Origin of the sequence: Phytoactinopolyspora limicola (assembly GCF_011320225.1) — a bacterium.
GTDB classification, from domain to species: Bacteria; Actinomycetota; Actinomycetes; order Jiangellales; family Jiangellaceae; genus Phytoactinopolyspora; species Phytoactinopolyspora limicola.
The window spans coordinates 525,191-537,342 of record NZ_JAAOEN010000001.1; the positions used below are offsets into that span (position 1 = coordinate 525,191).

General features: G+C 65.0%; 8 protein-coding genes and 1 tRNA gene. All 9 read left to right on the forward strand.

What is annotated here, in order from left to right; genetic code table 11:
* Positions 1-294 precede the first annotated feature (294 nt).
* The 9 genes from dnaA to G8760_RS02600 all read left to right on the forward strand — a co-directional run bounded on the left by dnaA (position 295) and on the right by G8760_RS02600 (position 12,126).
* A complete protein-coding gene (dnaA, locus tag G8760_RS02560; RefSeq protein WP_207781942.1) occupies positions 295-1,800 on the forward strand; it encodes a chromosomal replication initiator protein DnaA in 1,506 nt (501 codons plus the stop codon).
* A gap of 448 nt (positions 1,801-2,248) precedes the next feature.
* Entirely contained in the window at positions 2,249-3,382 is a 1,134-nt protein-coding gene (gene dnaN / locus G8760_RS02565; protein ID WP_166347899.1) for a DNA polymerase III subunit beta, read from the forward strand.
* Positions 3,383-3,394: 12 nt separating this feature from the next.
* Positions 3,395-4,315, forward strand: coding sequence for a phosphogluconate dehydrogenase (NAD(+)-dependent, decarboxylating) (gene gnd / locus G8760_RS02570; protein WP_166346194.1), 921 nt, complete (start codon positions 3,395-3,397; stop codon positions 4,313-4,315).
* Between the two features lie 3 nt (positions 4,316-4,318).
* Positions 4,319-5,488, forward strand: coding sequence for a DNA replication/repair protein RecF (recF, locus tag G8760_RS02575; RefSeq protein ID WP_166346197.1), 1,170 nt, complete (start codon positions 4,319-4,321; stop codon positions 5,486-5,488).
* Positions 5,485-6,015, forward strand: coding sequence for a DciA family protein (locus G8760_RS02580; RefSeq protein WP_166346200.1), 531 nt, complete (start codon positions 5,485-5,487; stop codon positions 6,013-6,015). The genes recF and G8760_RS02580 overlap by 4 nt, the downstream gene beginning before the upstream one ends.
* Positions 6,016-6,414: 399 nt before the next feature.
* Positions 6,415-8,418, forward strand: a complete 2,004-nt coding sequence (gene gyrB, locus G8760_RS02585) for a DNA topoisomerase (ATP-hydrolyzing) subunit B (protein ID WP_207781943.1) — start codon at positions 6,415-6,417, stop codon at positions 8,416-8,418.
* 25 nt (positions 8,419-8,443) lie between these two features.
* A complete protein-coding gene (gyrA, locus tag G8760_RS02590) occupies positions 8,444-10,987 on the forward strand; it encodes a DNA gyrase subunit A (protein WP_246222403.1) in 2,544 nt (847 codons plus the stop codon).
* Positions 10,984-11,970 (forward strand): DUF3566 domain-containing protein, encoded by a 987-nt coding sequence (locus G8760_RS30105; RefSeq protein WP_211198931.1) that lies wholly within the window; start codon positions 10,984-10,986, stop codon positions 11,968-11,970. The genes gyrA and G8760_RS30105 overlap by 4 nt, the downstream gene beginning before the upstream one ends.
* An 82-nt stretch (positions 11,971-12,052) precedes the next feature.
* Positions 12,053-12,126 (forward strand) — tRNA-Ile (locus G8760_RS02600).
* Positions 12,127-12,152 lie beyond the last annotated feature (26 nt).

Here is a 12,152-nt window from a genome sequence, read left to right on the forward strand (position 1 = left end):
CTGCTAGCGTCTCATCTGCTCGCGCGTCGACACGATTACGACACGCCCACCTAACTGGACCGAACCTGTGGACATCGGTTGAACGCACGGCCGCATGTTGTTACCGTCACGTGTTCTATAGCCCGACCCCGCAGGACGTGACGTGATCTTCGGACGACAACATCGTTGCAGGTCAAGGATGATTGCATCGGTCGACTGAAGCGTCTCAGATGTCCTTCCACACCCTGTGGAGGACGATGTGGACAACATATTACGGGGGGCAGTGCCACAAGCGCTGCCAGTTTGGAGTACGGAGTGACGGATCAGCCGCTCGGCGATTTCGCCGTCGCCTGGGCCAAGGCTCTAGATGCGCTTGACCACGAGCACATCGGGCCCCAGCAGCGCGCTTTTCTCGCGCAAGCCCGCCCGGTCACGCTGGTCGAAGGCACCGCGGTCATCGCCGTGCCAAGCGAGTTCGCCCGATCACAAGTGGAACAGAGGCTACGGGCGCCGATCATCGAGGCGCTCACCGTCGTCCTCGGTCAACCGATCGCCCTCGCCATCAGCGTCACCTCACCATCGGAGCCACACGGCAACGGCCCCGCACCCGCTGAAGCCGCCGACCTCTCGCCACCGAGCGATACGGGCGCGGCTTACCGACGCGAAGCACCTCCCGACGGTGAACTCGCGCCGGCCACACCCACCCGCACCTTCGACGGCCAGTCTGGTCCGGCCCGTGGCGCCTCGACCTCTGGCGCCGCCCAGAATCGCGCCGACGCCGAGGCACCACATCTCAACTCGCGGTACAGCTTCGACTCGTTCGTCATCGGATCCAGCAACCGGTTCGCACACGCTGCCGCGGTGGCGGTCGCCGAAGCACCGGGCAAGGCCTACAACCCGCTGCTGGTGTACGGCGAGTCCGGATTGGGCAAGACCCACCTGCTCCACGCCATCGGCCACTACGCCCATGACATGTATCCCGGAACCCGGGTCCGCTACGTCAGCTCGGAAGAGTTCACCAACGACTTCATCAACTCCATCCGGGATGACAAAGCGTCCGCGTTCCAGCGCCGCTACCGCGACGTTGACGTCCTGCTCATCGACGACATCCAGTTCCTCGAGGGCAAGATCCAGACCCAGGAAGAGTTCTTCCACACGTTCAACACGCTGCACAACGCCAGCAAACAGATCGTCATCACCTCAGACCGGCCACCTAAACAGCTGTCGGCACTCGAAGACCGCCTGCGCAACCGGTTCGAGTGGGGCCTGATCTGTGATGTGCAGCCCCCGGACCTAGAGACGCGGATCGCGATCCTGTCGAAGAAGGCCGCCCAGGACAACCTCAATGCCCCGCCCGATGTTCTCGAGTACATCGCCAGCCGGATCGCGACCAACATTCGCGAGCTTGAGGGTGCCCTGATCCGGGTCACCGCGTTCGCCAGCCTCAACCGACAACCGGTCGACGTCAATCTCGCCGAGGTCGTGTTGCGCGACCTCGTGCCGACCGACACCGGGCCGGAGATCACCGCCGCCACCATCATGGCTCAGACGGCGGGATACTTCGGTCTGACTATCGAGGACATCCAGGGCACCAGCCGCAGCCGGGTGCTCGTCACCGCTCGCCAGATCGCCATGTACCTCTGCCGAGAGCTCACCGAGCTGTCGCTTCCGAAGATCGGACAGCACTTCGGCGGACGCGATCACACGACGGTCATGCACGCCGAACGCAAGATCCGAACACTCATGGCCGAGCGCCGCAGCGTGTTCAACCAGGTGACGGAGCTCACCAACCGGATCAAGCAGCAGGCTCGGCAGGCGTGACCACCATGGCTCCGGAACTACACAGTGAGCAACTGATCCATTGCTCACAGGATGTGGACAACCCTGTGGATCACGTCGGTCGAGCGGTGGATCGCCGGGGGACATCCACACCGCGCTCGTGGACAACCGTGCGCCGTCCACGTCGTGCACGTTCGCTGCCCACAAGTGGAGTGGACAGAAATCCCCGTACCGACGAGGGCCGATACCGCTTTTCCACAGTATCCACCGACGCTATTACCCAGACGAGACTCTCTATGAGGCATGAAGACCCACAACTCCCGTCCCGTCCCGATTCTGTGGAAACCGGGTTCGCGTCATCTCATGTCACCGGGTACGACGCCCACGTGTCAGCTCCGCGTGTAAGGATGAACGCCAGCAACTCTCACGACCCACACATCACACACGACACATCCGGCGGGCTAGTCCTGCGGGGAGGACGGTGAAACCGGTGAAGTTCCGGCTCGATCGCGACACGCTTGCCGATGCCGTCGCCTGGACGGCCCGGTCGTTGCCCAACCGGCCCACGGTGCCCGTCCTGGCCGGCCTACGCCTCGATGCCTCAGAGGGCGAGGTGTCGTTCTCTTCGTTCGACTACGAGGTTTCCGGGAAGGTGACGGTCGACGCCGAGGTCGCTGATCCCGGTACCGTCCTCGTCTCGGGCAAGCTGCTCGCCGACATCGCCCGATCCCTCCCCGGCAAGCCGGTGGAATTCTCCGCGGATAGTTCCAAGGTGGTTATCACCTGCGGGAACGCCAGGTTTACCCTGGTCACCCTGCCCGTCGAGGAGTATCCGAACCTCCCGGCCCTTCCGGCGGCGTCCGGCACGGTCGACGGAACAGTCTTCGCTGAAGCCGTCACACAGGTGGCCGTCGCTGCTGGGCGAGACGACATGCTGCCGACCCTGACCGGTATCCGGATCGAGATCGAGGGCGAGATGGTCACCCTCGGCGCCACTGACCGCTACCGCCTAGCCGTGCGTGAACTCACCTGGAACCCTGGGCGGCCGGACATCTCGGCGCTCGCGCTGGTTCCCGCCCGGACACTCGTCGACGCGGCCAAGACACTCGCGCCAGCAGGTGAGATCACGCTGGCCCTCGGTGGCGAGGCCGACGACAGTCTCATCGGCCTGGCCGCGGGTGGCCGGCACACCACCAGCCGGCTGATCGACGGTGAGTGGGTGCCCAACTATCGCCGCCTCTTCCCAGCCGAGACGGCCACCGTCGCCAAGATCGAGATCGATGCGTTGATCGACTCCGTCAAACGAGTCGCGCTGGTCGCCGAGAGGAATACCCCAGTCCGGCTCGCCTTCGACGACAATCAGGTCGTGCTGGAGGCCGGTAGCGGCGAAGACGCACAGGCTTCGGAAGCACTACAGGCACATGTCGACGGCCCGGCTATCGCCACCGGCTTCAACCCGACCTACCTGCTCGACGGTCTCCAGGCGCTTGGCACCCCCTTCGTGCACATGTCGTTCACCGACACCCCGCTCAAACCGGTGGTTGTCGAGGGCATCGACAGTCTCGAGGCCCAGCCGACATCTGGCTACCGTTACCTCGCCATGCCGATCCGTCTATCCAGCTGAGAGGACTCATACGTGGAACTTGGGCTTGTCGGACTCGGCCGCATGGGCGGCAACATGCGAGACCGCCTGCGTGCCGCTGGCCATACGGTCGTCGGGTACGCGCTCGATCCGGCCACCACCGATGTCACCAGCCTGGCCGAGATGGTCAAGCAACTGGCCGCGCCGCGCGCGATCTGGGTGATGGTGCCGGCCGGCGAGCCCACCCGTTCCACCATTGCCGAGCTAGCTGGATTGTTGAGTGAGGGGGACATCGTCGTCGAGGGCGGAAACTCCCGATTCACCGACGACATCACCCATGCCCAGACCTTGCGAGAGCATGGCATCGGATATGTCGATTGTGGTGTCTCGGGAGGTGTCTGGGGCGGCGAGAACGGCTACGGGCTGATGGTCGGGGGCGATGCCGACCACGTCGAACGGCTTATGCCGGTCTTCGATGCGCTGCGTCCAGAGGGTCCACGTGCCGAGGGTTTCGTCCATGCTGGAGGGGTGGGCGCCGGGCACTACGCCAAGATGGTCCACAACGGCATCGAATACGGCTTGATGCAGGCCTATGCCGAGGGATACGAGCTGCTCGCCGCCTCCGACGTGGTCGATGACGTGTCGGGGGTGCTCAAAGCTTGGTCCCGAGGTACTGTCGTCCGGTCCTGGCTGCTCGACCTCCTGGTAGAAGCGCTCGACGCCGATCCCGGCCTGGCTGCTCTGAGTGGCTACGTCGAAGACTCCGGCGAGGGACGGTGGACGGTCGAGGAAGCCATCAACAACTCCGTTCCAGCGCCGGTGATCACCGCGGCCCTGTTCGCTCGGTTCTCGTCGCGGCAGGAGAACTCCCCCGCCATGCGGGCAGTGGCCGCGCTGCGCCAGCAGTTCGGTGGGCACGCGGTCAGGGCGGCCGAGGCAACCGGATCCCCGGAGAATCCCGGCACGACCGGTTGACCGATGCATGTCAGCCACCTCTCGCTCGTCGACTTCCGCTCGTATGCCGAGGTCGAGCTCCCTCTCGACCGTGGGGTGACGGCCTTCATCGGTCCGAACGGCCAAGGGAAGACCAATCTGATCGAAGCCGTCGGGTATCTCGCCACACTGGGTAGCCACCGGGTGGCCCAAGACGCACCGTTGGTCCGGCTCGGCGCGGAGCGTGCCGTCGTCCGCGCCAATGTCGTAGCCGGGTCGGAACCGGACGCGCGGGCGGCCTTGCTCGAGATCGAGATCACGCCGGGCAAAACCAACCGAGCGCGGATCAACCGGGCCCCCGCGAGCCGCCCCCGGGACATCCTGGGGGTACTCCGGACCGTCTTGTTCGCGCCGGAGGATCTGGCCCTCGTCAAGGGGGATCCCAGCGACCGGCGCCGTTATCTCGACGAGTTGTTGGTCGCTCGAGCACCGCGGTTCGCCGGGGTTCGGTCGGACTACGAGCGGGTCCTCAAGCAGCGTAATGCGTTGCTGAAGTCCGCGTCCGCCGCGATGCGCGCCAGGCGCGGCGGAGCCGGTACTCCGGATCTGAGCACGCTGGACGTGTGGGACACCCACCTGGCCCGGGCCGGGTCCGAGTTGCTGGCCGCTCGGCTGGAGCTGATCGAGGCACTACGCCCGCTGGTGGCGAAGGCCTATGAGTCGGTGGCGGCCACGGAGTCAGGCACCAGCAACGTCGACATCCGGCTGGATTACAAGTCTTCTCTCGGCCCGGATGTCCATCTCGCCGCGGATCGGGAACATCTGGCCGCCGCGTTGACCGACGCCGCCGCGCGGATGCGGAAGGACGAACTCGAACGTGGTGTGTCGCTTATCGGTCCACACCGCGACGATATGGTGCTCAGCCTTGGCCCCATGCCGGCGAAGGGGTATGCCAGCCATGGTGAGTCCTGGTCGTTCGCGTTGGCGTTGCGTCTGGCGTCGTACGAGTTGCTCCGTACCATGGGTGGTGACCCTGTACTCATCCTCGACGACGTCTTCGCCGAACTCGACGCGGGCCGTCGACACCGGCTGGCAGAGTTGGTCAGCCAAGCGGACCAGGTGCTGGTCACCGCGGCGGTGCCAGCCGACGTCCCGGCAGCGCTCAGCGGTGTACGGGTGGACGTGTCCGACGGGGTGGTTCGGAGGGCAGCATGACCGATCAGTGGGATCCCGATGGCGTCGACCTCGCCAAGGCGATGCTCGCGCGGGCCAAGGCCAATGGCAGGAACACACCGAACCAGGCCGGCCGCCGGGGCACTCGTCGTCGGCCCGGTGCACGGGGCCGCTCGTCGCCAGGTGCCGGATGGAGTGGTCCGGCGCACGACGATCGCGATCCACAACTGCTGGGGGCGGCTGTGGAGAAGCTGGCCAGTGAGCACGGTTGGGAGGAAGATCTGGCCGTACACGGGGTCATGGCCCGATGGGACTCGTTGGTTGGCTCGGACGTGGCCGCACACGTCACACCGGAGCGGTATGAAGACACAGTTCTGACGGTGCGTGCCGACTCCACCGCGTGGGCGACACAGGTTCGCTTGCTTGCTGGTGAGTTGGTGCGGAAGATCAATGTGGTCGTCGGTCACGGCACGCTCACCCGAGTCGAGGTGCTCGGCCCTCAGGGCCGCAGTTGGAGCAAGGGGCCGCGCACTGTTCCGGGCCGGGGGCCTCGAGACACCTATGGCTGAACCGTTGGGCCTGCGAGCTGCCCATACCCTGCATGGGACGTCGTCGTGTCGCCCGGATCCGCCGCCCAGGTGGTGCGTCGCCGCAGTCTCGTCGCGGGTCGATGCGGTGAAATCGACCTCATCCTCGGCACCTGTTGCTAGTCTGCCGCGGCATTCGGAGGCGCTTCCAGAGAGCCAAGGGCCGGCCCTGACGTGTACGAAAGTCCGTCTTGCGTATGGGGAGTAACAGATGGTGATCTATGGCGCGCAAACAGCAATTCTGGGCTGCTGAGGCAGCATTCAGAGGCCTCTACAGGGTAGACTGGGCGGGTCCAAACAGGCCGCTTGGTCTCCTGGGGCTCTCAGCGGCCTACAGGTGAGTAGGGCGCGCTGTGCAATCTCGGCAGGAGGTCTCCGTTCGTGACGGACGATATCGCGTCCTACGATGCCAGTGACATCACCGTTCTCGAGGGTCTCGAGGCAGTCCGCAAACGCCCCGGCATGTACATCGGCTCAACCGGTGAGCGCGGATTACACCATCTCGTCTATGAGGTCGTCGACAACTCCGTCGACGAAGCGCTCGCCGGGGTGTGCGACACCATCGAGGTGGTCTTGCTGGCTGACGGCGGTGTTCGCGTCTTCGACAATGGCCGCGGCATTCCCGTCGCGGAACATCCGATCGAGAAGAAGCCGGCCGTCGAACTCGTCCTCACACAGCTACACGCGGGTGGCAAGTTCGGTGGCGGTGGGTACAAGGTCTCAGGTGGATTGCACGGTGTGGGTGTCTCGGTTGTCAACGCCCTCTCCGCCCGCCTCGAGGTGGAGATCTTTCGAGACGGCTACCGCTGGACGCAGGCGTTCGTGGTTGGAGTGCCCGAGGCGCCCCTGCAGCGGCACGAACCCACTGATCACCATGGCACCACCGTTACCTTCTGGGCCAGTTCCGAGATCTTCGAGACGACGGTCTATGACTTCGAGACGTTGTCCAATCGGTTCCGGGAGATGGCGTTCCTCAACAAGGGCCTGGCCCTCGTGTTGCGGGACGAGCGCCCGCAGGGCCGTGACGAAGGTGCTGAGGAAGACGTCGAAACCGACGACGCCGGTGGCCCGCGCGAGGCCCGTTACAGGTACACCGACGGCCTGGTCGACTACGTCCAGCACCTGAACTCCGCCAAGAGTCCGGTCCACCGCAGCATCATCTCGTTCGAGGCCGAGTCGGAGGACGGCGACGGCCAGCCGATGAGCCTCGAGATGGCGATGCAGTGGAACGACCAATTCACCGAGTCGGTGCACACCTTCGCCAACACCATCAACACCCACGAGGGCGGCACCCATGAAGAGGGTTTCCGAGCGGCGTTGACCACCCTGGTCAACCGGTTCGCCCGGGACTGGGCGGTGCTCAAGGAGAAAGACCCGAACCTCACCGGTGACGACGTCCGTGAGGGTTTGACCGCCATCGTGAGCATCAAACTTGCCGAACCACAGTTCGAGGGGCAGACGAAGACCAAGCTCGGCAACACCGAGGCGAAGGGCTTCGTCCAGCGCATCGTCAACGAGCAATTGGGCGCATGGTTCGAGCAGAACCCGGCGGAGGGCAAACTCATCGCCCGCAAGGCGCAAAGCGCAGCGGTGGCGCGGGTCGCGGCGCGCAAGGCGCGGGACGCGGCGCGTAGCCGTAAAGGACTCATGGGTGGGGCTGGACTGCCGGGCAAGTTGGCCGACTGCCAGTCGACCAACCCGGAAGAGTGCGAGCTCTTCATCGTCGAAGGAGACTCGGCGGGTGGTCCGGCCAAGCAGGGCCGCGATCCGCGGATCCAGGCGATCCTGCCGATTCGCGGGAAGATCCTGAACGTCGAGAAAGCCCGCATCGACAAGATCCTTCAGAACCAAGAGGTCCAGGCCATCATCAACGGCCTCGGTACCGGTATTCACGAAGACTTCGACATCAACCGGCTGCGCTACCACAAGATCGTGTTGATGGCGGACGCCGATGTCGACGGCCAGCACATCCGCACGCTGCTGCTGACACTGCTGTTCCGGTTCATGCGGCCGGTGGTTGAGCATGGCCACGTATTCCTGGCCCAGCCCCCGCTGTACAAGCTGAAGTGGTCCGGGCGGGATGCACCGTCCGAGTACGCCTACTCCGACCGTGAGCGCGACGCGTTGATTACGGCAGGTAGAGAAGCCGGAAAACGGCTGCCGAAGGACGACGGCATCCAGCGGTACAAGGGTCTCGGCGAGATGAACGACGACGAGCTGTGGGACACGACGATGGACCCAGACCAGCGGCTCTTGCTGCAGGTGACGCTCGACGACGCCGCACAGGCCGACGACGTGTTCAGCACACTCATGGGCGAGGACGTCGAGAGCCGTCGCAAGTTCATCCAGCGTAATGCCCGGGACGTTCGTTTCCTGGACATCTAAGCAGCGATCTTAAGAGGACCATTCTGTGACTGACGACATCACCACCGCCGAAGAGCCTGGCGGTAGCCGGATCGAGCCCGTCGACCTTCAGGTCGAGATGCAACGCAGCTATCTCGACTACGCGATGACGGTCATCGTGGGGCGAGCCCTGCCAGACGTCCGCGACGGCCTCAAGCCGGTCCACCGCCGGGTTCTCTACGCGATGTTCGACGGCGGTTACCGGCCCGAGCGTGGATTCTCGAAGTGTTCGCGCGTCGTGGGCGACGTCATGGGCAACTACCACCCGCATGGCGACTCCGCGATCTACGACACCCTGGTCCGGTTGGGCCAATGGTGGTCGATGCGATACCTGCTGGTGCAGGGCCAGGGCAACTTCGGTTCGCGTGGCGACGACAAACAGGCCGCCATGCGTTACACCGAGTGCCGGATGGCGCCGTTGGCCATGGAGATGGTCCGCGACATCGAGGAAGACACCGTCGACTTCTCCCCCAACTACGACGGGAGGGGTGCTGAACCGAACGTCCTGCCGAGCCGGTTCCCCAACCTGTTGGTTAATGGGTCCGGCGGGATCGCTGTCGGGATGGCCACCAACATTCCGCCGCACAACTTGCGTGAAGTGGCCGCTGGCGTCGATTGGTATCTCGAGCACCCGGATGCTTCTAGTGAAGAGCTGTTGGAGGCTCTGCTCGAGCGGATCAAGGGCCCGGACTTCCCTACCAGCGGGCTCATCGTCGGCACCAGCGGGATCGAGCAGGCGTATCGGACCGGGCGCGGATCGGTCACCATGCGCGCCGTCGTCGAAGTCGAAGAGGACAGCCGGGGACGCACCTGTCTGATCATCAGCGAACTGCCGTACCAGGTGAACCCGGACGCACTAGCGCGCAAGATCGCCGATCTGGCTGACTCTGGCAGGGTTCCTGGGATCGCCGACCTGCGGGACGACTCCTCGTCGCGGACCGGTATGCGGCTCGTCGTCGTGTTGAAGCGCGACGCCGTGGCCACGGTTGTCCGGAACAACCTGTACAAACACACTCAGCTGCAGGACAACTTCGGCTGCAACATGGTGGCGTTGGTGGACGGTGTGCCGCGGACGCTGTCGTTGGACGCCTTCGTCCGGCACTGGGTCACCCATCAGGTCGAGGTGATCCGCCGGCGTACGGAGTTCCGGCTCCGCAAGCGCCGGGACCGGCTGCACATCGTCCGTGGCCTGCTCAAGGCGATCGACGCGATCGACGAGGTCATCGCCCTCATCCGGCGTTCGGTCGACGTCGAGGAAGCCCGCACCGGATTGATGCAGCTGCTGGACATCGATGAGGTGCAGGCTACGGCCATCCTCGACATGCAGCTGCGCCGATTGACCGCGTTGTCGCGCGACGAGCTGCAAACCGAACATGACACGCTTCTCGAAGAGATCGCCGACCTCGAAGGCATTCTGGCGTCGGACGCCCGGAAATATCAGATCATCCGCGACGAACTGGCCGAGATCGTCGACAAATACGGTGATGAACGACGCACCCACATCATCCCGGCTGAGGGTGACCTGACGGCCGAAGATCTCATCACCGAGGAGCCGGTGGTCGTCACGATCACCCGCGGCGGGTACGCCAAACGGACCAAGGCCGACCTTTACCGGGTGCAGAAGCGCGGTGGCAAAGGGGTCCGTGGGGCACAACTACGCGAGGACGACGTCGTCGACCAGTTCTTCGTGACCACTACTCACCACTGGGTGTTGTTCTTCACCAACCGGGGTCGGGTGTATCGGGCCAAGGCGTATGAGCTGCCCGAGTCGGCTCGCGACTCCAAGGGCCAGCACGTCGCCAACCTGCTTGCTTTCCAACCGGACGAGAAGATCGCCCGGGTGATGACGCTGCGCGACTACGAGCAAGCGCCGTACTTGGTGCTGGCCACGAAGTCCGGCATGATCAAGAAGACTCGGCTCACCGAATACGACTCCAACCGATCTGGAGGTGTCATCGCGCTCATGTTCCGGCATGATGATGACGAGCTGATCGGCGCCGAGCTGGTGAGCTCCGAGGATGACATCCTTCTGGTGTCGCGTAAGGCGCAGTCCATCCGCTTCACCGCCACCGACGAGCAGTTGCGTCCGATGGGGCGCCCAACCAGCGGTGTGGTGGGGATGAAATTCCGGGACGGTGACGAGTTGTTGTCGATGTCGGTCGTCCAGGACGGAACCGAATCGTACGTCTTCACCGTCACAGATGGTGGGTTCGCAAAACGCAGCGCTGTCGAGGAGTATCGGGTGCAGGGCCGTGGCGGACTCGGCATCAAGGCAATGAAGATCAACGAGGATCGAGGTTCCCTGGTGGGTGCTCTGGTGGTCGGCGAGGACGACCAAGTACTTGCTATCCGCGCGAGCGGAGGGGTCACCCGTAGCGCCGTGAGTGACGTTCCGGCCAAGGGACGTGACACTATGGGCGTTAAATACGTTTCGTTGGGTAGCGACGACACCATCGTCGCTATCGCGCGAGGAATAGGCGAGGAAGACGAAGCGGCCGAGGTCGCCGAAGCGCTGGAGACCGAGACCAATTCGGAAGGTGATGGCTTGTGACGAGCACCGGCGGGACCGGACGTCCCGCGGCTGAAGAGGCGACAGAAGCGCCCTCCGGGACTTCCGCCAACCCGTCGGGCGGCGCCACTACCGGTGCCGGCCCGGACCCTGCGGTGCAGGCTCGGCGGCCGTCGTCGAACGGTCCGGTGGCGGGTCCTCGAGGGGCTGCGGCGGCTCGGACGGCCACGCCCAACCGGCGCAAGACGCGACCCAAGTCGGCCCAGGCGTCGCCACCGTCGCCTCCGGAGGTCTCTCCCCCACCTCCGCAGCAACAGCAGCCGGCCCAGCCTGTCAACAACGAAGGACCGGCGTACTCGCCGCCGGCCGTCGTGCAGGCGGCCGAGGCCACGCAGAACCGGTCTCGGCATCCGGCGCCGAAGCCGCCGGGTCCGGCGCGCGGTCCACGCCCGGAGCCGGTTCCTCCGCCGTCGGCGGTCCCCACGTACGCCGCACCCGCGCCGGCCGCTCCGGTGGCGCCCGCGGCGCCGCGGCCGCTGCCCGACGACACCCAGTCGAGCTTGGATGCCCGCCCGCAGGTTCACGAAGACCCTCGGGTGGTCGCCGAGCGCTCCGCGCCGGCACCGCGTGGTCAGACCGGCCGCCGCCCGCCGCGGGTGCGTAAGGCCCGTTTGCGGCTGGTCCGGGTGGATCCGTGGTCGGTCATGAAGACGGCTTTCCTGTTGTCGGTGGCGTTGGGTATCGCGCTGTTCGTGGCCGTGGCGGTGCTGTGGTCCGTCATGGACGCCGCGGGTGTCTTCGCCTCGATCAGCGACCTGGTGACGGACTTCACCGCGTCGAGCACGAGCGAAGGCGTCGACGTCAACCAGTATGTCGAGCTGTCTCGGGTGCTCGGGTTCACCACTCTGATAGCGGTCGTGAACGTGGTCCTGATCACCGCGCTGGCAACACTGGGTGCGTTCTTGTACAACTTGTCGGCCAGCCTGCTCGGTGGTTTGGAACTGACACTGGCCGAAGACGACTGACCGGCGGTGGTCCGCGGGCGTAGGGCCGGTTTGGGTCGGCCGGCCACTCTGCGGTAATCTGCTGAACGCACATGGTGCACGCGGGCCTATAGCTCAGTTGGTTAGAGCGCATCCCTGATAAGGATGAGGTCACTGGTTCAAATCCAGTTAGGCCCACTTCTGGTTTCTGTTCGACGCCGGTC

What these genes read in the sequence shown, in the direction of transcription:
- G8760_RS02580 (WP_166346200.1), top strand. Translation starts at nt 5,485, where the DNA reads ATGACCGATCAGTGGGATCCCGATGGCGTCGACCTCGCCAAGGCGATG.
- recF (WP_166346197.1), top strand. Translation starts at nt 4,319, where the DNA reads ATGCATGTCAGCCACCTCTCGCTCGTCGACTTCCGCTCGTATGCCGAG.